The sequence below is a fragment of the uncultured Methylovirgula sp. genome, assembly GCF_947646745.1.
Classification (GTDB): Bacteria; Pseudomonadota; Alphaproteobacteria; order Rhizobiales; family Beijerinckiaceae; genus Methylovirgula.
Genome location: NZ_CANSHK010000015.1, coordinates 16,868 through 39,316 on the forward strand (window position 1 = coordinate 16,868; position 22,449 = coordinate 39,316).

General features: G+C 59.3%; 19 protein-coding genes and 1 tRNA gene. 12 read left to right on the top strand and 8 right to left on the bottom strand.

The features are described from left to right. Positions 1-113: 113 nt before the first annotated feature. The 12 genes from Q0025_RS06140 to Q0025_RS06195 all read left to right on the top strand — a co-directional run bounded on the left by Q0025_RS06140 (position 114) and on the right by Q0025_RS06195 (position 15,053). Complete coding sequence (locus Q0025_RS06140) at positions 114-1,106, top strand: hypothetical protein (protein ID WP_297297070.1); 993 nt, start codon at positions 114-116, stop codon at positions 1,104-1,106. Between the two features lie 173 nt (positions 1,107-1,279). Continuing rightward, positions 1,280-2,839 (top strand): glucose-6-phosphate dehydrogenase, encoded by a 1,560-nt coding sequence (gene zwf / locus Q0025_RS06145; protein WP_297297072.1) that lies wholly within the window; start codon positions 1,280-1,282, stop codon positions 2,837-2,839. A gap of 14 nt (positions 2,840-2,853) precedes the next feature. Beyond that, positions 2,854-3,951, top strand: a complete 1,098-nt coding sequence (tal, locus tag Q0025_RS06150; protein ID WP_297297074.1) for a transaldolase — start codon at positions 2,854-2,856, stop codon at positions 3,949-3,951. A gap of 85 nt (positions 3,952-4,036) precedes the next feature. Then, positions 4,037-6,385, top strand: coding sequence for a glucose-6-phosphate isomerase (gene pgi / locus Q0025_RS06155; protein WP_297297155.1), 2,349 nt, complete (start codon positions 4,037-4,039; stop codon positions 6,383-6,385). After that, entirely contained in the window at positions 6,382-7,050 is a 669-nt protein-coding gene (rpe, locus tag Q0025_RS06160) for a ribulose-phosphate 3-epimerase (RefSeq protein ID WP_297297076.1), read from the top strand. The genes pgi and rpe overlap by 4 nt, the downstream gene beginning before the upstream one ends. Positions 7,051-7,100: 50 nt before the next feature. Continuing rightward, positions 7,101-8,117 (top strand): phosphogluconate dehydrogenase (NAD(+)-dependent, decarboxylating), encoded by a 1,017-nt coding sequence (gnd, locus tag Q0025_RS06165; RefSeq protein WP_297297078.1) that lies wholly within the window; start codon positions 7,101-7,103, stop codon positions 8,115-8,117. Between the two features lie 3 nt (positions 8,118-8,120). Then, positions 8,121-8,834, top strand: coding sequence for a 6-phosphogluconolactonase (pgl, locus tag Q0025_RS06170; protein WP_297297080.1), 714 nt, complete (start codon positions 8,121-8,123; stop codon positions 8,832-8,834). Position 8,835: 1 nt separating this feature from the next. Continuing rightward, positions 8,836-10,929: a transketolase gene (tkt, locus tag Q0025_RS06175; RefSeq protein WP_297297082.1), complete on the top strand. Its 2,094-nt coding sequence runs from the start codon at positions 8,836-8,838 to the stop codon at positions 10,927-10,929. A gap of 38 nt (positions 10,930-10,967) precedes the next feature. Then, entirely contained in the window at positions 10,968-11,639 is a 672-nt protein-coding gene (locus tag Q0025_RS06180; RefSeq protein WP_297297084.1) for an HAD family hydrolase, read from the top strand. Between the two features lie 55 nt (positions 11,640-11,694). Beyond that, positions 11,695-13,482, top strand: a complete 1,788-nt coding sequence (locus Q0025_RS06185) for a glycoside hydrolase family 15 protein (RefSeq protein ID WP_297297086.1) — start codon at positions 11,695-11,697, stop codon at positions 13,480-13,482. Positions 13,483-13,646: 164 nt separating this feature from the next. Next, on the top strand, positions 13,647-14,195 hold the full coding sequence (gene fae, locus Q0025_RS06190) for a formaldehyde-activating enzyme (protein ID WP_297297087.1): 549 nt from the start codon (positions 13,647-13,649) through the stop codon (positions 14,193-14,195). A 135-nt stretch (positions 14,196-14,330) separates the two neighbouring features. Beyond that, positions 14,331-15,053 (top strand): hypothetical protein, encoded by a 723-nt coding sequence (locus Q0025_RS06195; RefSeq protein WP_297297089.1) that lies wholly within the window; start codon positions 14,331-14,333, stop codon positions 15,051-15,053. Positions 15,054-15,098: 45 nt separating this feature from the next. Here the strand turns inward: Q0025_RS06195 and Q0025_RS06200 are convergent, their stop codons facing one another. The 8 genes from Q0025_RS06200 to Q0025_RS06235 all read right to left on the bottom strand — a co-directional run bounded on the left by Q0025_RS06200 (position 15,099) and on the right by Q0025_RS06235 (position 22,317). After that, positions 15,099-15,449, bottom strand: coding sequence for a hypothetical protein (locus Q0025_RS06200; protein WP_297297091.1), 351 nt, complete (start codon positions 15,447-15,449; stop codon positions 15,099-15,101). 241 nt (positions 15,450-15,690) lie between these two features. After that, positions 15,691-16,557 carry a lytic transglycosylase domain-containing protein gene (locus Q0025_RS06205; RefSeq protein WP_366939409.1) on the bottom strand — a complete coding sequence of 289 codons (867 nt, stop codon included), beginning with the start codon at positions 16,555-16,557 and terminating at the stop codon, positions 15,691-15,693. Between the two features lie 148 nt (positions 16,558-16,705). After that, entirely contained in the window at positions 16,706-17,317 is a 612-nt protein-coding gene (locus tag Q0025_RS06210) for a c-type cytochrome (protein WP_297297093.1), read from the bottom strand. 46 nt (positions 17,318-17,363) lie between these two features. Next, positions 17,364-18,104: a c-type cytochrome gene (locus Q0025_RS06215; RefSeq protein WP_297297095.1), complete on the bottom strand. Its 741-nt coding sequence runs from the start codon at positions 18,102-18,104 to the stop codon at positions 17,364-17,366. Between the two features lie 5 nt (positions 18,105-18,109). Further along, on the bottom strand, positions 18,110-18,757 hold the full coding sequence (locus Q0025_RS06220; RefSeq protein ID WP_297297096.1) for a c-type cytochrome: 648 nt from the start codon (positions 18,755-18,757) through the stop codon (positions 18,110-18,112). A 54-nt stretch (positions 18,758-18,811) separates the two neighbouring features. Further along, positions 18,812-19,927, bottom strand: a complete 1,116-nt coding sequence (locus Q0025_RS06225) for a cytochrome C (RefSeq protein ID WP_297297099.1) — start codon at positions 19,925-19,927, stop codon at positions 18,812-18,814. 561 nt (positions 19,928-20,488) lie between these two features. Continuing rightward, positions 20,489-20,565: transfer RNA gene (locus Q0025_RS06230), tRNA-Met, on the bottom strand. Between the two features lie 129 nt (positions 20,566-20,694). Next, positions 20,695-22,317 carry an L-lactate permease gene (locus tag Q0025_RS06235; RefSeq protein WP_297297101.1) on the bottom strand — a complete coding sequence of 541 codons (1,623 nt, stop codon included), beginning with the start codon at positions 22,315-22,317 and terminating at the stop codon, positions 20,695-20,697. Positions 22,318-22,449: the final 132 nt, after the last annotated feature.

A 22,449-nucleotide genomic window follows, 5' to 3' on the forward strand; every position in this document is an offset into this window, starting at 1 on the left:
GCGCCTCGTTAATTCAAAAGGTTTCTCGATCGGCTTGGCCAATCTGCCCGGCGGCGGCATACTTGCGTCGTTTGGCGCAGACCAATGCTAGCGGATGTGAGAGCCTTAACCCGATGCGCTCGAGATCCACCTTCCTCCTTGCGGCCTTAACCCTCGTCGCCACACTCGCCGCTTCGGCTCTGTCGCGACCCGCCGCTGCAGAGGGATCGGACATTCCGTCCTGGCTGAGAGCCCATATCGGCGATGGCGAGGGGGAGATTGCAGCGGTCGTTTTACAGAGGGCGCGCGCGCTTTATTTGCAGAAGCTGCGAGACGGCACGGTCAGAAACCCTTGCTATTTCGCCATGGACGCGACGCGCCCCAACGATTCGGGCGGCGGTTCGGGACGCCGGTTTTATGTGATCTGCGAATCGCGCCAGTCGTTCCGCGCGATTCCCGCCGGGCACGGGGGCGGCCGCAATTTGGGAAGCATGGCAGATTTCGCCAACGGCAGACGCTGCGTGAAGAATTTCGGCAATGCACTGGATTCGGACCTCACAGCAGGCGGAGCCTATGTAACCGGCGAGACGAAAACATCATTCAAAGGCTATTATCGCGCGTCCGCGGGCGAAGACGCCGTTTTCACACGTACGTTCGTTCAGTTCGATGGCGAAGGCGAAGCCGCCGACGCGCGGGCGCGGAAGATCGGCGGTCATGCAGCCGCGACGCTTAAAGGGATGTGCCTTCTAAAAGATCCGCACAGTCCTTACGCCAATCCGGATGGATATGTTCCGTTCGGAAAGCTTGTCGAATATTCCGGTGGCCGCAGCGACGGCTGTACCAGCTGGGCGCCATCGGATGCGCGGCAGATCATCGCGATGGTGCGCGGCGATCCGACGACGCTCTACATCTATCCCGCCGCCGCCGACGTCCGCGCGGTTGCGCGCGCGGTGACCTCTGGACGATCGCTGCCAGGCACCGGACTATATTGGAATGCCTCCTGTTTGAGAGACATCGGTGCGCCGAAATACTGGCGAAGGGAAACTCTCGAACCGATCCTTGCGCAATTTGAGCGGGACCACCCGCCGCCGCCGCCAAGGCCGTTGCCGCTTTGCAAGGGACAGTGAAAGCTCGCCTGGTAATAGTCCAGAATGAGCTTCCGAAGAGTGTCGGTTCAGCGCGCATCTGCACGTCATTGTGAACTTAAGCGCGCGCATCCTCGTAACGCCGGATCGAACTTAAACGCGTCGAAAACGTTTTTTTAGCAGGCGATCATTTTCGACATGTTTCAAGCGAGACCGTGGCACCGACTTCTAGGATCACAAACATTCCGAAACGGGGGCCGCGATCGGCGGCCCTTGTGATCTTCGGTGCCGGCGGAGACCTGACGAAGCGGCTCATCGTTCCGGCTCTTTGCCATTTGGCGCAATTCGACAAGTTACCAAGCGAATTTGCGATCATCGGCGTCGATCGACATGACCAAACAGCTGACCAATGGCGCGACGATCTTGCGGCGACGCTGTTCGCATCTCCGTCGGCAGGGATCGATCGACAAGTCTGGGCTCGATTAAGCGCCCGTATGCGTTATCTGCGTGGGGATCTCACAAACGCGGAGACTTTTACGCGGCTCGCGAAGCTCCTGGCCGAGCAATGGGATGAACTCAAGGGCCAAAACACGATATTCTATCTAGCCATCTCGGACCAATTGTTTGGGCCGGTCGTCGAACAACTCGGGCGCGCCGAGCTGACACGCCAATCGAATGAGTCTTGGCGACGCGTCGTCATCGAGAAGCCTTTCGGTCACGATCTCGCATCGGCCCAGGCGCTCAATGCCCAGATATTAAAAATATTGTCCGAAGATCAGATCTACCGGATCGATCATTTTCTCGGAAAAGAGACGGTTCAGAATATCCTGGTCTTGCGTTTCGCGAATGGCATCTTCGAGCCGATCTGGAACCGCGACCACATTGACCACGTGCAGATCACCGCCGCGGAAACCCTTGGAGTCGAGGCGCGCGGCCGCTTCTACGAACGCACGGGCGCCCTGCGCGACATGGTCCCAAATCATCTGTTTCAGCTTCTCGCCATGATCGGCATGGAGCCGCCGATCTCCTTCGATGCCGATGCCGTGCGCGCCAAGAAGACCGAACTCTTTCAGGCGATCCGTCCGATCTCACCCAAGAATGCCGTGCGCGGCCAATATGACGCGGGGATTGTGCTCGGCCGCAATGTTGTCGCCTATCGCGACGAGCCGAATGTCGATCCGCATTCGGTCACCGAGACCTATGCGGCGTTCAAGCTTGGAATCGACAATTGGCGATGGGCGGGAGTGCCGTTTTACCTTCGCACGGGCAAGCGCCTTTCGGCACGCACGACCGAGATTGCGGTGCAGTTCCGGCAAGCGCCTTACGCGCTTTTTCGCGATACGCCGGTCGAGGCTCTTCCCCGCAATATCCTCACCCTTCGCATCCAGCCGGACGAAGGTCTGTCGATCAGTTTCAGCGCGAAACGCCCCGGGTCGGAAATCGAAATCGACGGCGTCGCCATGGATTTTGCCTATCGTGATTATTTCCTGCCGCTGGCGACTGTCGGATATGAGACGCTCATCCATGACTGCCTCGCCGGCGATGCGACATTGTTCCAACGCGCCGATGCGGTCGAGACGTCGTGGCGCGCGGTCCAAGATCTACTCGATTCATGGGCACGCAATCCGGCGGAGGATTTTCCGAATTACGCCGCAGGGAGCGCTGGGCCGGACGCTGCTGAACAGCTCCTGGCGCGCGACGGCCGCGCGTGGCTGCCAATCTCGGCGGAGCATCCGCATACCGTCGTCAGACCGAAGGTCGCGCAGCGAAATTAGCTCGAGGTTCAAAGATGTCGACGCGAGCATTTCACGATCTTGGGCAGAGCCTTTGGCTCGACAATATCACGCGCGACCTGCTGAGAACGGGGACGTTGCGCCGTTACATCGAGGAATGGTCCGTCAGCGGACTGACCTCCAATCCGACGATCTTCGATCACGCCATCAAGAACAGTGGAAGCTATGACGACGCGATCGCGGCCGGGCTTTCGCGCGGGGAGACCGGTGAAGATCTCTTCCTCGAATTGGCGCTCGAAGATCTGTCCAAAGCAGCCGAGCTTTTCCGCCCCATCCATGAGCGGACATGCGGCGTCGATGGCTTTGTATCGCTCGAAGTTTCGCCTCTTCTCGCCCATGATACGACGGCGACGATCGCTGAGGCGAAGCGCCTTTATGAGCGGGCGCAATGTTCCAATCTGTTGATCAAAATCCCGGGCACGCCCGAGGGCTTACCCGCGATTGAAGAGGCGATCTTCGCCGGCGTGCCGATCAACGTAACGCTTCTGTTTTCGGCGGACCAATATCGGGCAGCCGCGAATGCGTTCATGCGCGGCATCGAGCGGCGCATCGATGCAGGACTCAAGCCGGATGTAGCGTCGGTCGCCTCGATTTTCGTCTCGCGGTGGGATGTCGCAATCGCGGATAGGGCTCCGCCGGCGCTGCGCAACAAACTCGGGATCGCAGTCGCCAAAAATGTCTATGAAGCTTATCTCGATTTATTGAGTTCGCCGCGCTGGATGCGTGCCTATAATGCCGGCGCGCGCCCGCAGCGCCTCTTATGGGCCAGTACCGGGACAAAAGATCCCGCCGCGCCCGACGTTCTTTATGTCGGGGCGCTCGCAGCGCCGTTCACCGTGAATACCATGCCGGAGGCGACCCTTAAAGCGATCGTCGATCACGGCAAGATCGCCATGCCGTTGCCTCGCGCCGATGGCGACAACCAAAAGCTTCTCGCGCAATTCGCAGAAGCGGGGATCGATACGCGCGTCCTCGCCGCGCAATTGCAGGCAGACGGCGCGCGCGCCTTTATCGAGTCATGGAACGATCTCATGGCCGTCATTGCGTCCAAGTCGGCGACGTTCCAACAAGGGAGCCGTCGTCATGGACCATGAACTGCCTGCTACCCGTGACGATCCCGCGCAGGAACGTTCGATATCCCGGGGCTCGACACCTTCGCGTTCCTCAAAAAAGGTGTTGGTGCTCGATATAGGCGGCACGCATGTGAAGGCTTTGGTCACCGGCCAAAGCAAGCATCGGTCCTTTGCATCCGGGCCGATGCTTACGCCGAAGCAACTCGTTTCGGACGTGTACAAACTTGTCGAAGGATGGTCTTACGAGGTCATCTCTATCGGATATCCGGGTCCGGTTGTCCATAACCGGCCGATCACGGAGCCTTACAATCTCGGCAAAGGATGGGCAGGCTTCAATTTCGCGCAGGCGTTCGGGCGCCCCGTGAAGGTTGTGAACGATGCCGCGATGCAGGCGCTTGGAAGCTACCGCGGCGGTAAAATGCTCTTCCTCGGACTGGGAACAGGGCTCGGCTCGGCGCTGATCGTCGATGGCATCGTGGAGCCGATGGAGCTCGCGCATCTCCCCTATAGGAAGGCGACCTATGAGGATTATGTCGGCCATGCCGCTTTGCAGGCCGATGGGAAGAAGAAATGGCAGCGCCACGTGGCCGATGTGGTCGCAAAGCTTATTGCCGCGCTGGAACCAGACGATACGGTGATCGGCGGTGGCAACGTCGCCGAGCTCGATGAACTGCCGCCGCATTGTCGCGCCGGCGACAACGCAAATGCGTTTCCCGGTGGATTTCGTCTCTGGGATGACGAGCGCGCCGACACGCATCCGGGCCTTCATCCGCTTCAACCCAATAAAGCCGACGAATCGAATAGCCTAACCAACCAATCGACGAAATCGCGCGGTGGCCCGCGCCCCGTCTGGACCCGATTGTCGGAGCACTACAAAGAAATAAGCCGGCTCCATTTGCGCGATTTGTTCGGTCGCGATCCGAATCGCGGATCGCGAATGACCGTCGAAGCCATGGGCATCCACTTCGACTATTCGAAGAATCGCATAACTGATGAAACGCTCGAATTGCTCGTTTCTCTCGCCGAGCAATCGGGGCTGCGCGGCAAGATCGAGGCGATGTTGAGAGGCGAGACGATCAATGTGACCGAGCATCGCGCAGTTTTGCATGTGGCGCTGCGCGCGCCGAAAGGTGCGTCGATCGTGGTCGACGGAAAAAATGTAGTCCCTGAGGTTCAGGCGGTTCTGACTCGTATGGCGGACGTTGCCGAAGGCATCCGCAGCGGCCGATGGAAGGGTCATACCGGAAAGCCGATAAAGAACGTCGTCAACATTGGGATCGGCGGCTCGGATCTCGGGCCGGTCATGGCCTACGAATCACTCAAATACTACAGCGATCGCGCCATGACGTTTCGCTTCGTCTCCAATGTCGACGCGACTGATTTTGTCGAAGCGGTGCGCGATCTCGATCCGGGCGAAACCCTCTTCATCATTTCCTCGAAAACTTTCACGACGTTGGAAACGATGACCAATGCGCGCAGCGCACGGCAATGGATTCTGCAAGGGCTCGGAAGCGATCCGAAGATAATCGCCAAACATTTCGTCGCCGTCTCGACCAATGCCGAGAAGGTCGAGGAATTCGGGATCGATACGGCGAATATGTTTATCTTCTGGGATTGGGTCGGCGGCCGTTATTCGATGGATTCGGCGATCGGTCTCTCCACGATGATCGCCATCGGCCCGGATCAGTTCGCCGATATGCTCGCCGGCTTTCACGAGGTCGACGAACATTTCCGAACGGCGCCGTTCAGATCAAACATGCCGATTCTACTTGGGCTCCTTGGCATCTGGTATTCGAACTTCTTTGACGCACAGACCGTCGCTGTATTGCCCTATGAGCAATATCTGAAGCGCTTTCCGGCCTATCTCCAGCAACTCACGATGGAGAGCAATGGCAAGCATGTCACATTGGAGGGCCGGCGCGTCGATTGGCAAACGGGCCCGATCTATTGGGGCGAGCCGGGCACAAACGGCCAGCATTCGTTCTATCAACTGCTGCATCAAGGCACACGGCTTGTGCCGTGCGACTTCATCGCTTTCGCTCGGCCGCTCAATCCGCTCGGGCAGCACCACGACATGCTGATCGCCAATGTTTTCGCCCAGGCTGAGGCGCTCGCGCTTGGCAAAACGGCGGATGAGGTCAGGGCCGAAGGCACGCCCGAATGGCTGGTGCCGCACCGGGTCTTCGAGGGCAACCGGCCGTCCAATATGATGCTGCTGGACCGGTTGACTCCGAACGCACTGGGCAAGCTCGTCGCGCTCTACGAGCATAGCGTCTTCACGCAGGGAATTATCTGGAACATCGACTCCTTCGATCAATGGGGCGTCGAACTGGGAAAAGTCTTGGCGCAAAGGCTCATTGCCGAATTGCGCGATACCGCCGTGCCTGGGTCCGGCCACGATAGTTCGACGATCAATCTCATGAAAAATTATCGCCGGTTTAAGAACGCGACATGAGCGGCGGCGTACAATTGGCGCCCTCGATTTTGGCGGCAGATTTTGCCAGGCTCGGCGAGCAGGTAGCCGACGCGGAACGCGCAGGAGTCGATCGGATCCATATCGACGTCATGGACGGGCATTTCGTGCCCAACCTTTCCATGGGGGCGCCGGTCGTCAATTCGCTGCGAAGAGCAACCCGTCTGCCGCTTGAGGTGCATTTGATGATCGAAAATCCGGATCATTTCATCGAGCAGTTTGCGCAAGCCGGAGCCGATTGTCTCATTGTGCATTGGGAGGGCATGAACGACCTTTCACGCACCTTGCGCGGGATCAAGGCTCTGGGTCGGCAAGCGGGCGTTGCACTCAATCCCGCGACGCCCGCGTGGGCGCTCGATGAGGTGTTGGACGATGTCGACCAAGTGCTGGTGATGACGGTGAATCCAGGTTTTTCGCGCCAAGCGTTTCTATCGGCCATGCTCGGCAAAATCGCCCGGATTCGCCGGATGATCGCGCAAAGGAAGGTCGCGTGCCATCTCGAAGTGGATGGCGGAATCGATCACGCCACGGCGCCTTCTGCGGTTGCCGCGGGCGCCGATCTGTTGGTTGCCGGATCCGCCATCTTTAACGAGAGCGACGCCGTAGCCGCCGGGGTCGACCGTCTGCGGAAGGCGACGCGCATTTAGAGGGCTTTCTCGGGGGCGCCGTCGATCCGAATTTTACGTGGAGATTCGTCATGCAGCTCGCAATGATTGGTTTGGGGAGAATGGGCGCCAACATGGTCCGGCGGCTTCTCAACGACGGCCATCAATGCGTGGTCTTTGATAGGTCGCCACGGGCCGTAGAGGATTTGGCGAAAGAGAAAGCGATCGGCGCCACGTCGATCGTCGATCTCGTTCAAAAACTTCAAAAGCCGCGCGTCATATGGCTGATGGTCCCCGCGGCGGCGGTCGGTGATACAATCTCTGAGATTATTCCGCACCTCGATGTCGACGACATTCTTATCGATGGTGGCAATTCCTACTATGTCGATGACATCCGCCGCGCCGCAGTTCTCAAGGAAAAGCGGATTCACTATCTCGACGTCGGCACCAGCGGCGGCGTCTGGGGTCTCGAGCGCGGCTATTGTATGATGATCGGCGGCGCCGATGCCGCCGTCCGACATATCGATCCGATCTTCAAGACGTTGGCGCCGGGTGTCGGAAAAATTGCCCGTACGCCGGGGCGTGAAGCGGTCGGTGGCACCGCGGAAATGGGTTATCTCCACTGCGGCGGTCCCGGCGCCGGTCATTTCGTCAAGATGATTCATAACGGGATCGAATATGGCGTCATGGCCGCCTATGCCGAGGGCATGGCCATTCTGCGCCACGCCGATATCGGTAAGCATCAACACGAGGTCGATGCGGAAACCGCGCCCCTGCGCGACCCAACGCTTTATCAATACGACTTCGATATTCGCGATATCGCGGAAGTCTGGCGCCGCGGAAGCGTCATCGCATCATGGCTGCTGGATCTAACCGCAACGGCGCTCGCCAAAGATCCACAGTTGAGCAATTTTTCTGGAAAAGTCTCGGATTCCGGCGAAGGACGCTGGACGATCAAGGCCGCAATCGACGAGGCGGTTCCGGTGCCGGTGCTGTCGAGCGCCCTTTATGAGCGATTCAGCTCACGTGGCGAGGGAACGTTCGGTGACAAATTACTTTCCGCTATGCGCTACGAATTCGGCGGCCACCTCGAAAAGCCAGGGAGCTGAGCGGTGGAGATCGAGATCTATCCCGACGATCGTGTCGTAAGTCAAAAAGCCGCCGCGATTGTCGCCGCCGAGGCTCGCGAAGCGGCAGCGTCACGCGGGCGCTTCGTCATGGCGGTGAGCGGCGGGCGTACGCCCTGGATGATGCTGCGTCTATTGGCAAAGGCCGAACTTCCGTGGGACAAGGTCCATATCTTTCAAGCCGATGAACGCATCGCGCCGGCCGGTGCCGAGGATCGGAACCTCGCGCATCTTCGCGAGGCCCTTTCAAGCTCTACGCCTTTGCCGGCGGCACATATTTACGCGATGCCCGTCGAGGCACCAGAACCGGTGTTCGCCGCGCAAGATTATGCGCAAACGTTGCGCGCAGTTGCCGGCACGCCGTGCGTGCTCGATCTTGTGCATCTCGGCCTCGGCGCCGACGGCCATACGGCTTCGTTGGTGCCGGGCGATCCGGTGCTCGATATCCAGAATGTCGATGTGGCGACAACGATATATCCCTATCAAGGCCGCCGCCGCATGACTCTGACATTCCCGATCATCAACCGGGCCCAGCACATTCTCTGGCTTGTGACTGGTCGCGAAAAGGCCGATGCCCTTATGCGCTTGCGCGACGGCGATCAGTCGATTCCAGCCGGACGCGTGTTTCGCGATCGAGCCCTGATTCTCGCCGATATCGCTGCGGCGGGACAGCCAGTCGCTGCAAATGGGGAGATTTAAAATGCGGACCGCCACCAGAGAGATTTGCTCCCGGCCGACGACTGAGGCGCAACTGGATCAGCTTTCGATCAACTGCATCCGCACCCTATCCATGGATGCCGTCCAGCAGGCGAAGTCGGGTCATCCGGGAACCCCGATGGCGCTCGCGCCGCTCGTTTACACGCTATGGAATCGCGTGATGCATTTCGATCCGCAAGATCCGATTTGGCCAAACCGAGATCGCTTCGTTCTCTCCAACGGTCACGCCTCGATGTTGCTGTGGTCGGTGCTTCACCTCACGGGAACGCGCGCCGTCAACGCCGATTATGAGCGTCTCGATCAGCCGGCGGTCACGCTCGACGACATCCGCCGTTTCCGTCAGCTCGGCAGCAAGGCGCCGGGGCATCCGGAATATCGTCTGGTCACGGGGGTAGAGGCAACGACCGGACCGTTGGGGCAGGGCGTCGGTATGAGCGTCGGCATGGCGATCGCCGGAAAATGGCTTGCACAGCGCTATAACAAGCCGGATGCGCACATCTTCGATTATAATATCTATGTAACGTGTAGCGACGGCGACATGATGGAGGGCATCAGCTCGGAGGCCGCTTCGCTCGCGGGTCACCTTGCGCTGGATAATCTGTGCTGGATTTACGACAATAATCACATCACGATCGACGGCAAAACCAAGATTGCCTTTACGGAAGATATTGCCCGACGATTCTTGAGCTACGGCTGGAATGTCCTGCACGTCGGCGACGCCAACGACATCGATCTGATCGAGAATGTTTTGGCGGTCTTTCGCAAGACAAAGGACAGGCCAACCTTCATTATCCTGGACAGCCATATCGGCTATGGCGCGCCGGGTAAGCAAGACACCCCGGCGGCCCATGGCGAGCCACTCGGCGAGGATGAAGTTCGCCTCGCCAAACGCGCCTATGGATGGCCTGAAGACGCCAAGTTCCTCGTGCCCAAGGAAGTCCGCACGCATTTTGACGAGGGCATCGGTCGGCGCGGCGCGAAAGCCCGGACGCAATGGGAGACGGAATTTGCGCACTATCGGGCGGCCTATCGGGATCTTGCCGCCGAAATCGATTTGATCGAACGGCGCGCGCTTCCCGAAGGATGGGATAAGGGATTGCCGGTATTTTCAGCGGATGCCGCCGGCATGGCCGGACGCGAGGCATCGGGCAAAGTACTCAATGCGCTGGCGCGGAATATTCCCTGGCTCGTCGGCGGCGCCGCGGATCTCGCCTCCTCGACCAAAACCGCGCTCACGGTCGAAGGCGCCGGCGATTTTGAGCCCGGCTCGTTCGGCGGCAGAAATCTGCATTTCGGCATCCGCGAGCATGCGATGACGGCGATCGTCAACGGGCTTGCCTTGTCGAAGCTGCGGGCCTTTGGCGCGACTTTTCTCATCTTCAGCGATTATGCGCGCCCCGCCATCCGGCTGGCAGCCATTATGGAACTACCCACGATCTTCGTGTTCACGCATGATGCGCTGGGCGATGGCGAAGACGGACCGACGCATCAGCCGATCGAACAATTGGCATCCCTGCGTGCGATTCCGGGCCTCGTCTTGCTGCGACCGGCGGATGCGAACGAGGTTGTTGAATCTTATCGTTACATCATGCAATTGCGTCACGAGCCCGTTGCGCTGGTCTTAACGCGCCAAGCTGTGCCGACATTCGACCGTACGAAATATGCCTCCGCGTCCGGCGTTGCGCGGGGCGCCTACGTTCTGGCCGATCCGCCCGACGGCAAGCCCGACATTATCCTGATTGCTTCTGGCAGCGAGGTCAGCCTTTGTGTCCGGGCGCACGAAACCTTGTCCGGGGAAGGCATCAAGTCGCGCGTTGTCTCGATGCCATCGTGGGATATTTTCGAGCATCAATCGCAAGCCTATCGCGACTCCATTCTGCCGCCTGATGTTACCGCGCGGGTCTCAGTCGAAATGGCGTCGACGCTTGGATGGGAGCGCTATGTCGGCGAGAAAGGCCGCATCATCGGCATGACGACATTCGGCGCCTCGGCGCCGCTCAAAGATCTGCTGCGGAAATTCTGCTTCGAACCGGAGCGGGTCGTCGCGGCCGCGAAAGAATTGCTGCACAAGGCGTGAAGCGCGGTTTTACCGCGCGCGAAAAAGCGGAGCAGCTTATGAAAGCGCATGACATCGTCTTCCTATTCGATGTCGACAATACGCTGCTGGACAATGACCAGGTGCAGGCGGACCTCAAAGCGCATCTGGAAGAAGCGTATGGTGCGGCTGCGCGCGATCGATATTGGGCGATCCTCGAGGAATTGCGCAGCGAACTGGGATACGTCGACTATCTCGGGGCGCTGGAGCGCTTCAGACTCGAAGCGATGCACCGCCCCGAGGTGCTGCGCATGTCGATCTGGCTGGTCGACTATCGCTTCGCGAAGCGCCTTTATCAGGGAGCGGTCGAAGCCGTCAATCACGTCAAGCAATGGGGGACTGCGGTCATTCTTTCCGACGGCGACGCCGTCTTTCAGCCACGCAAGATCGAGCGCTCCGGCCTCTGGAGCTTATTTGAGGATCGCGTTCTCATTTATGTCCATAAGGAGCAGGAGCTTGACGATATCGCGCGCCATTACCCCGCAGATCACTACGTCTTGATTGACGACAAGTTGCGCATACTCGCAGCAGTCAAGAAAATCTGGGGCGATCGGGTCACGACCGTCTTCGTCAGGCAAGGCCATTATGCACACGACCGCATGAGTCTGAATTACCCGCCCGCGGACATCGAGCTCAAGCACATTGGAGATCTGATGAGCTGCCATCTTCCGACTTTTCTCGGTAAGGTTTGAGACGGTGCTGCGGCAGCAGGATGCAGGCGGGTGCGCCAAGCAACCCGAGTCCGCATTGCGCATCGAGGATTATGCACTGATCGGCGATTGCCGCAGCGCCGCCCTCGTCGGCCGCAACGGCTCGATCGACTGGCTGTGCTGGCCGCGTTTCGACAGCGACGCCTGTTTTGCCGCCTTGCTTGGCACATCGGAAAACGGACGATGGCAAATCTGTCCCGTCGATCCGGCGCCGCGCGTCACGCGCGTCTATGCTGGCGATACGATGATTCTGGAGACCCAGTTCGAAACTGCGGAGGGGTCGGTCAACGTGATCGACTTCATGTCGATCGGTTCGCCCGATCCTTCGATTATCCGGCTTGTAAAGGGCGTACGCGGCAAGGTTGCGATGTGCATGCATCTCATCCTGCGCTTCGACTATGGCACCACGGTACCCTGGGTGACGCAGCTCGAAGACGGCTCGGGCCTGAGCGCCATTGCCGGGCCGACCCGCGTCGTGCTGCGGACGCCCATAGCGCTGCGGGGCGAGAGCTTTGCCACCGTTGCGGCGTTCGAAATTAGGGAGGGCGAATGCGTTCCCTTCGTGCTCAGCCACAAAGCGTCGCATCTTTCGCCGCCGGTTGCGGTGAATTGGCGGGCGGCCTTCGACGAGACGGAAGCGTTCTGGCTCAACTGGGCATCCCGCTGCACTTATGTCGGCCGCAGACGCGAATCGGTTCTACGCTCGCTGTTGACGCTGAAGGCCTTGACCTATGGCGAGACCGGCGGAATCGTCGCGGCGCCAACAACGTCGCTGCCGGAATGTCTCGGCGGTGAGCGCAACTGGGACTATCGCTTTTGCTGGTTGCGCGACGCGACCATGACGTTGATGGCCTTATTGTCGGCGGGCTATCGCGACGAGGCGGAGGCGTGGCGCGCCTGGCTTCAACGCAGCGTCGCCGGTCATCCCGACCAGCTTCAAATCATGTATGGATTATCGGGAGAACGGCGGCTTTCCGAATGGGAGGTGCCTTGGCTTCCAGGCTACCAGGGCGCCGCGCCGGTCCGTATCGGCAACGCTGCGTCGGCGCAACTTCAGCTCGATGTCTATGGCGAACTCATCGACGCCGTCTTCCAAGCGCGAAAGCAGGGCCTTGCTCCTGTCGCCTCGGCCTGGGCTCTGCAAGAGACGCTCGTCGAGCATCTGGAGAAGATATGGCAGGATCCCGACGACGGAATTTGGGAAGTGCGAGGACCGCGGCAGCAATTCACGTTTTCCAAGGTCATGGCCTGGGTCGCGCTCGATCGAAGCGTGCGCGATGCCGAACGTTTCGAATTGCAGGCACCGTTGGAGCGCTGGCGGCAGCTAAGGGACCGCATCCATGCGACGGTCTGCGAGCAGGGCTTTGACCCGGGCAAAAACGCCTTCACCCAAAGCTTTGGCAGCCCGGAACTGGATGCGAGCCTGCTTTTGATCCCCGTCGTCGGATTCCTGCCGCCCGACGATCCACGCATCAGCGGAACCGTCGCGGCGATCGAAAAAGAGCTTATGGTGGATGGGCTCGTGCTTAGATATCGGACCAAAACCGGCATCGACGGACTCCCGCCCGGCGAAGGCGTATTTCTCCCTTGCAGTTTCTGGCTCGCTGATAATTACAGCTTGCTGAAGCGCGACCGCGAGGCGGAAATTCTGTTCGACCGGCTTCTTTCGCTTCGCAATGACGTCGGGCTTCTCTCGGAGGAATATGACCCGCAGGCGCGCCGCCTGGCCGGTAATTTCCCGCAGGCATTTTCTCATCTTGCCCTGATCGGCACGGCGCTGAATCTACACGATGTAGGCCCGGCAACGCAGCGGGCGGCCGAGTGACGCGGCCGGCGCGTACCGCCGCATCGGTTTGCGTGTCGATCGCCCCCGGGGCCGGGGCATTCTGGTACTGCAAGGAATATTTGTTTATTTACAAGAAAACAATTCCGCTATAAATCCGAGCATCGGCGCGCCATGGCGCCTTGAAGCATCTTGGGGGATCAAGCATGAGCGCAAAGATCGGAATTCGCGTCGGAGAAGCGCTCGTCGCCGGGGGGCCGCCCGGAACGGCGGCCGAACCGGAGGTCGTGATTGGCGACCTCGACGGCCCGTTTGGATCAGCCTTTGCCAATCTGCTTGGAAATCAGGTCGCAGGCCACACACGAGTGCTGGCCCTGCTCAACACGGACGTCATGGTTCGGCCCGCCACCGTATGCGTGAGTAAGGTGACCGTCAAAGATACGCGTTATACGAATATCCTGATGGGGACCGTCCAATATGCGACCGCTATGGGCGTGCTCGATGCCGTGCGCACAGGCGACATCCCGCGGGTGATCGTCAATGACATCGGCATCATCGTCTCGGTTTGGCTCAATCCCGCCATCGTCGAAGTCGAGAAATTAGACCACAAAATACTCTTCCGCATCCATCGCGAAGCGACGGCGCGCGCTATTCATAAAGCCATGGCGAACGAACCCTCGATCGATTGGCTCCTCGAGAATCAGGAAAAGATTGTTCATAAATATTTTGAGCGCGCCCTGAACGGCGAACTGTAAGTCCGGCATCAATCGCCGCGCCGCTCGACGAATTGCGAAATATCGTTACCTTTACGCCCTGAATTTGTCGCAGTCGGTTTCAACCGTGCTGTTTTCGTCGGGCCGCCCCAAATGGGGGCGTAGGAGAAGGTGCGCGTGCAAAAAATCAAATTTCGAATGGCTGGGGATGACCTCCAGCCGCGGCGGACCCGGATGGAAATTCCCGGCTGGGCCGGGGAGCCCGAGAAGCGGTCGGATGGGTCGCATGAATATGCCTGGCACTGCGTCCCGTTCACGGAAGCTGCCAAATATGGCGTCGAGATTTTTTATCCCTACCAAAACGAATTGCGGGCCAGCACCCGCAACGGGCGGCTGATCCTGGAAGGCGACTTTGGCCCCCCTCCGGCCGAGGGCCGCAGCTGGCCGCCGTTCCGTAACTTCGGAGACAGTTTCTATACCTATCAGCTATTGCTCGACCTGAAGCCCGAGCCCGGCTTCGCGATCAAAGTGGAGACACATCCGAGCTTTTATACGGACATGACCGGCACGGCGCCGATCGCTGTTCCCGCGCTTATTCGCGAATGGTGGCCGATGCTCTACTTCATGGTCTTCAAATCGCCGGCGGAAGGCCAGACCCATATCTTCCGGCCGGGAACGCCGTTGGCGCAGTTTACAATGGTTCCTGCGGAAAGCGAGTTCGTGCTCGAACCGATGGGCTATGATGAAGCAGCGGAGCGTGAACTCAGATCTCGGCGCATCCACGCGAGCCGCGCGACACTTGGGGCGGATTCGCAATGGCTCTCGACGACCGACACCATATTCGATGGAACCTATCGTCGCATGTACGGCGCGGCGCGGACTTCATCCGACAAAGGGTGAACCTGCGCCGTGCCCTTTAGCTAAAAAATAAGCCGTTTCTCGCTGCTACCAACCCCAATGGTGGTGATGATGATGGTGATGGTGGTAATAGCCATAACCGCCCCATCCCCAACCCCAGCGATGATGATGGTGGTGGTGATGGTGATGATGATGGTGATAATATCCATAACCACCATAACCACCATAATATTGGGCGGTCTGAACCATGGGCTTCGCCGGTGCTGGCTTTGACTCCATCTCCTTCAGCAAGGCCGTCGCATTGGGGATCGGTTCGAGCAATTCGGCGTAGGAATGCGGGTTCATGATATCGTCGACGGTTTTTGCGCCGGCTGGCGCGGCCACCGCAAAGGGCAACGCAGAAATTGCGCCGACGAGCGTGACTGTCTTTTTGTCCATATGGCCTCTCTCATCCTCTCCTCTTGGGACCGGGAGCATCCGCTAGCGCGCGTGAACCAAAGCTGAATAAATCGAGCACGGGCGCTGCTGGAGTTCAGTCGATCGGGGATGTTGTCGTCGAACTGAAGTTTGCTCTTCCCGAAGGTGTGCAATGTCATTTCTAAACTGAATTACATCGGAGCTGAAACGGTCCGCGCGTAAGATAGTTTCGCGGAAATCGGAAAGGATTGTGAATTTCTTGCTATGGGCGCGGATTGCGCAGCACCGCGCAGGCGACGCCGACGGCTTCCAATTGGCCGCAAAATAGGTCCGCCTCTCGGCGCGAATCCTTCACGATGCGCACTGCGAAATTCGCCACCCGCACGCCGGGCATGCGGGTGCGAAAAATATATGGCTTTGCCTCGCCGAGGACCGACGGATGCTGGCGCCGGATCCGCTCGAAGCTTGCGAGCAAAAGGCCCAAGTGCCAATTGCCAGCCAATTGAATGCCCCAGGGCTTCCACTCCGGATTTTTCAACGGTGATTCGAACGGCTCCGACGCGAGTCGCGATTTTGTCTTCAGATTTGCGACCAGATCGGCACAGGATTGCTTGCCCGATAAATCAGGGACCGGTTTCGTCGTCCATTCTGCGATCGAATGGCCTGTGACGGCCAAAACATAGTCCGTGGTTTCCGAGGGCAACCCGTCTTTTTCCGCCAGCCAATGCGCCAAGCGGCCGGGGCCCGCATTGTAAGCGGCGGCGGCAAGCCCGAGGTTGCCGAAGCTTTGCAACAGCTCGTGAAGATAGCTTGCCGATTCGCGCAGTGCCTCGATCGGCTCAAATGGGTTGAGCAATCCACGCGAAGAGGCCGTGCTCGGCATAAACTGCGCGACGCCTTGCGCGCCGGCCATGCTTTGCGCATCGGGATCAAACCGGCTTTCTCTCCAGATCAGGCGAGTAAAAAACCCGACGGGCAAACCGTTATCGCGGGCCTCCTGCTCGATGGCAGGGCAGAGGTCGCTTGCGGCGTGAGCGCGCCTCATGAGCGTGAGCGCCAAAGCCAGAAAAATCGCGCTGGCGACCAGAGTCCCTCGACGATGTTTCTTGCGAAGAAGCCGAAGGGTCATCGCGGCCTATCCCACGACCGCGGTGCGGGCGGTGGCTCGTTGTGGGCCTATCTGCCGCAATAGGCGGGTTCAAAAAGCCGCCGCCGACGCCTATCCGCGGCTGCGACGACATAGCCGAACTTCGGAATATGCCGCCCCGATCCTTACTCTATTGCCCCGCACTATATCCGACGAAGCTCAAATATGAAGCCAGCGCCTCGATGTCTTGCCCCGATAGGCTTCGCGCGACCTGAGGCATCGGTACAGCGGCTGAGCTATATCCAGCCACCCATTCGTCAAGCCGCCGCTTCAAGTAGAAATAGGACAGTCCTCCCACGCGCGGAATAGTCCGCACGCCTTCGCCATTTGGCCCGTGACAAACGATGCACGCGGCGACGTTGGCTTCTGGAATCCCAAATTCAAAAATATTCCGCCCCGTTGCGATAAGATTGCGATTTCCATCATCGGCCGCCTCCGGCGGCAGGCTTGCGAAATAGCTCGCGAAGGCCCGCACCATATCCTCGTCCAAATGAGCTACGGCACTCCACATAAAATCCCGCGAGTAGGGGTTGTCACGCAGATGGGTGCGGAAGTTCGTGAGCTGAGCTTCGAGATAAAGCTCCTGTTGGCCAGCCAATCTCGGCGCATTTGAGTAGCCTTGAACCGAAGGGCCATGACACCACGTGCAGTTTTTGAGCGGAATCGTCTCGCTGGCGAGAAGCGGCCTCGCAACACAGGAGACGAGCGCCAGGATCGCCAATTTCGTCGCGATGCGTTTCATGATCTTTGCTCGCACTTCCGGGCCGATTCAAATTCTAAGAGATGCCTCACTTCAAACCGCTAAGATAAGCTGCAAGCGCCTCCACTTGCGCGTGGGTCAAATTATGCGTTGTCGGCAGCATGATCGCCGAAATGTCGGGCGCTCCCTGGCCGCGTTCGGCAGACCAGTTGCTCAAGACTTTGATGATGTACCAATAGAGCTGCCCCGCCAGCCGTGGGATTTGGCCACGCCCCTCCGCCTTCAGGCCGTGACAGGCGAAACAAGCGGGGACGTTGTCTTCAGGCAGGCCTTCTTCGAAAATCTTTTTGCCAAAAGCCGCTCCCGCCCGTGGAGCGCCCCCGTAGGGCGGCGGATTGAGTCTTTCAAAATACGCTGCCAGGCGCGGGATTAATATCGGTCTCAGCGCATGCGCGACGCTGAACATGACCGGATTTCTGCGCCGGCGTTCGGTGAAGGCCCGGAGCTGGTTCTCGATATATTGCGGATGCTGTCCTGCCAGGCGCGGCATAACGAAATAACCGCGAAAACCCTGTGCCGACGGTCCGTGGCAGGTTTCGCAGTAGTTCAACTTCGCTTGGAACTCCTGGTTCGATAATCCATCCGCGGCGCGGCCAGCGTGAAGGAACAGGATTAGGGTCGCTGACATTGCGGCAAATAATGCGAGGTAGAACATCGATGACAGATTACGGACCTTCAGGCGCTGATCTCGAGCGTTCTCTACAGCTTTGCTGTCCTGCGGCGCTTGCTCGATATAACGCTTGTGCGATTGACCAGGGCGAGCGGGCAAAACCGTTACTCCAAATAGCTGAGATAGGCTGCTACGTCGGTAATCTGTTCCGGTTTCAACATATGCGCGATCGGCGCCATGATGGCGGAAGCATCCGGCTCTTTGGGATTCTGACCGCGCTCCTTTTCCCAATTCATCAGCTTGTTGATGATGTAGTCGTTGAGCTGGCCGGCGAGGCGCGGAAATTGATCGGCACCCTTTGCTTGCGGACCGTGACACGAGGCGCATGGCGGCACGTTCTGGCTGGGGATGCCGTTCTCGAAGATCGCCTTTCCCGCTGCTACCAAATCCTTTGGGGCGCCGCCGAGAGGCTTTGGATTCAGCGTCGCGAAATAAGCCGCAAGGCCATCAATCATCGCGGGGCTCAGCACATGCGCGACGCGAAACATCACCGCATTCGTCCGGCGCTTGTCGATAAAGGCGCTTAGCTGGTTCTTGATGTAATGGGGCTTCTGTCCGGCGAGGCGCGGAATGGGAAAAACGCCGCGGAACCCCTGCGCCGCAACTCCATGGCACGTCATGCAATAGGTCCGCTTCGCCACCAGCGCCTGCTTCGAAACAGTCGCCACAGGCACTTCTGCGACGCAGACGGAGGCGGCGAAAACCATGATGAACATCGCGCCTGGCTTAAATGTAGAAGTGAGACGATTCATCATCCAACTCCGCAGCCTCGCGATAAACGCGGCGGATACCAAAACTATGCTTCGTCAAAACATGAGCCATGAATAGACGAGGAGGGTGTTGTTGTCCGATGCATTGTGCCCGGCCCCGTCGAAGTTGGTCGTGCCGCCGTAGAGCGTCAGATATTTCGTGTATGAAACGCCGATGCGTGCATTAGCCCAAGGGAAAGGCCCCGGCATGCCGTGGCTGAACGGCAAATAGGCAATGTCGAATAGGAAGCCGTTTCCATTGGGGCTGTTGGCAACGCTGTTCGCGCCATAGAGGTTGGCGTCAGACGAACCGCTCACATCGAAATAGCCGGCCGTGAAACTGTAGGTGTTATCGTAAACATAATCGACGCTTGTGCGGAAACTGTTCAGGTTATCGCGCAGGTTCGATGTCGCTTGCAACGCGTATGAGGCGTTGTACTGATCCATTTCGTGGATGTTCGACACCTTGGCTTCGAACGCATGCTTGCCGTGGATGAATTGATATTGTGCATCGAATCCAAGGTCGAGAATGCGATCGACTCCGAAGCCAGGATTGGCATAGGGCACTTCGGTCGCATACATGCCGAAGGCACCGATCATGAAACTGTGTTCTCCAATGGTCGGTGCAAACGCCACGCGCCAATACGGTGCGACGCCAGCAATCGACGGAAATGAAGTGGGATCGAGACCGAGCTCCTGCTGCGTCGATGACGACAGGGTCCGGTAGCCCGTGAGTTCGGCGTAGACCATGTTGTTCCACCAGCCATAGACGCCGGCACCCACGACGCCTGCGGCGAAAGTGCCTTCGAGCATTGTCCCCGGCGGGGTAAAGGCGGGGCCGGTTGCCGCCGAAATATAAGGTAGGCTCCAGGCTGGCGTCGTATTCCATACGTCCTGAACGGTCGGGTTGTTATTGACATCGATGCCGACGATGAGATCGGCGCCAAAAACCTTCACGGTCTGCGTATAGCGGATATCGGTGTTATCGATGCTCCAGCTGTGTCCGACGCCGTCATAGGTGCCTTGAACGAAAGCGCCGAGATTGTCGTAGATCTGACCGCCATAGAAAAGGCTGAGCTGGTCCAATACGACATTGTCGTTCGTGTTCGTCGACGATGTCGGTGGCGCATCGAGATTCTTCTGGAAATGCTCGAATTGCGGTCCCTGGATCATTAGCGCAAGCGGCGGGGCCTGCGTGTTTGGAAGGCCACCACCCGCCGTATAGCCGGAGAGTTTGAATAAGCGGCCGAACGGGGTCAGTTCCGGAAACGCAGTGTGGCAAGCCGCGCAAGGCTGGCCGGTTTGCATCGCGAAAGATGGTATCGCCGAAGCTGGCTGCGGCTTGACCAGAAAGCCTAAGACGCTGAGCGCGAGAGCGCCAAAGACAGCGCCGGCCAAAGCGATAAGCATGGGCCGACCGGTCGCGCGAGGTTCGGCGCCACAGTTTAGTCCCGAGCGGGCTTCGGTCGACGCCACCTCCCCGTCCCCCCGAATTGATATATCGACATTCGTTACGTCGAGAAATGAGGGAGCTAACCGCTTTCAATCGTCTTCGAAAATTGACGCGGATCACATGCCGTCGGAGAATTTTTACGTGTTGCGAAATTGCGACAATGGGATGGCGAGCTAAACTCTTGCTCCGACGATGCTCGCGCACATCGGCAAAATCCGAAAGCCAATCGGCGTATTCGTTTTGGCCGGGAAGGACTTAATCTTTTATTTGGCGGCCTTGCTTGGTAGCGGAGGAGGGACTCGAACCCCCGACACAAGGATTATGATTCCTCTGCTCTAGCCGGCTGAGCTACTCCGCCCCGGTGCGATGTGCGCGAAAGCCTGAAAACGGGCGCGCCGCAGCGGCCCGCGGTATAGGCCGGCCCCTGCGGCAAAGTCAAGGCAGCTTGCGGCACGGCGCAGCCCGCCGAACCGCAAAGCCTCGGCGGTCAATGGCCGGCGGGCAAGACCGGAATGATCCACGGGACGACGAATTGCTGGATCGCGACCAGCGCGCCGAGCACGACGGTCAATATGATGCTGTGCCAGAAGGTCCGCGCGAAGACGACGCCCTCCTGGCCCTTGAGCTTGGTGACGGCGACGCCGGTCGCGATATTCTGCGGTGACACCATCTTGCCGATGACGCCGCCGGAGGAGTTCGTCGCCGCAAAAAGGATCGGGTTCAGGTTGAGCTGGCGCGCCGCCACGACTTGCAGATTGCCGAAGAGCGCGTTGCCCGACGTGTCGCTGCCCGAAAGAAGAACCGCGACCCAGCCGAGGAAGGGCGAAAGCCAGACGAAGAGAAGGCCGGTCGAAGCGACCGCCTTGCCAAGCGTATAGGCCATGCCGGAATAATTCATCAGATAGGCGAGCCCGAGAATGAGCATGACGGTGACGACAGCGATCCAGGCCTGCCGGATCGTATGTCCGACGCAGGTGATGAAGCCGCGCGCCGGCAGGCCGATTGTCAGTGCGGTGACGAAGGCGGCAAAAAGGATCGCCGTGCCCGTCGCCAGCGGCTGGAAGGTCCAGACCGCGGCATAGGGCTTGTTGTTGTAAAGGGTGATCGAAATTGCCTTGTCGAGGCCCGGCCAGTGGATCGATTGCTGGCCGATGGTTGCGATGCTGAAATGCGTCCACGCAATCACGACCGCCGAAACGATCAGCCAGGGGATCCAGCCCTGCCATGGCGCGATGGCCTTGGCCCTGGTCGCCTGTTCTTCGGCGGCGTCGGAGATGGCGAATTCGGGATCGGCTTGCGGATGCCAGACCTGCAGGAAAAGCAAGGTGCAAGCGAGCGAGCCGAGCGCCGAGAAGACGTCGGTCAGCGCGTAATCGAGGTAATTCGACGAAATGAATTGCGAGACGGCGAAGCTGCCGCCGGCGACGAGCAGCAGTGGCCACAACGCTTTCAGCGAGCGCAGCCCGCCGTAAAGGGCGATCACATAAAACGGCAGGAGCAGGGCGATCAGCGGCAATTGCCGCCCGACCATGGCGCCGAGCGTATGGGCGGGCAGCCCGGTGACCGCGCCGAGCACCGTGACCGGCACGCCAAGCGCGCCGAAGGCGACCGGTGCCGTATTGAAGATCAGAACGAAGACGAGCGCCTCGAGCGCCGGAAAGCCGACGAGGATCAGCAAGGAACTGGTGATTGCGACCGGCGTGCCGAAGCCGGAGATGCCTTCGAGCAGGCAGCCGAAGCAAAAGCCGATCACGACAAGGACGACGCGGCGATCATGCGGCACATGGTTGATGAGCCAGGCCCGAAACGCGTCGAAGCGGCCGGATTCGACGGCAATATTGTAAAGCAGCAGTGCGTTCAGCACGATCCACATGACCGGCCAGAGCGCGAAGACGGCGCCGTTGAAGACGGCGTCGAGCGCCAGGCGCGCCGGCATCTGCCAAATCGCAATGGCGACGATCAAACCGATGATGAGCCCAGCCGAGGCGGCCTGCCAGCCCGGGCGCCGCAAAAGCCCGAGCAGGACGAGCACGGTGACAACGGGCAGCATTGCGGCGACGAACGATAAGCCGAGGCTCCCCCCCACAGGGGCCAAAAGCTGATGGAACACGGTCGTTTCTCCCTATCGACACTTGTTATTCTGACGTTACGCAGAACTGGCCACAAATATCCTCGGCTATACTGCGAGGCTTTGACCCTATAGTGCTATCAGACGCGCCGCATACGGCGTATGCGAAGCTTC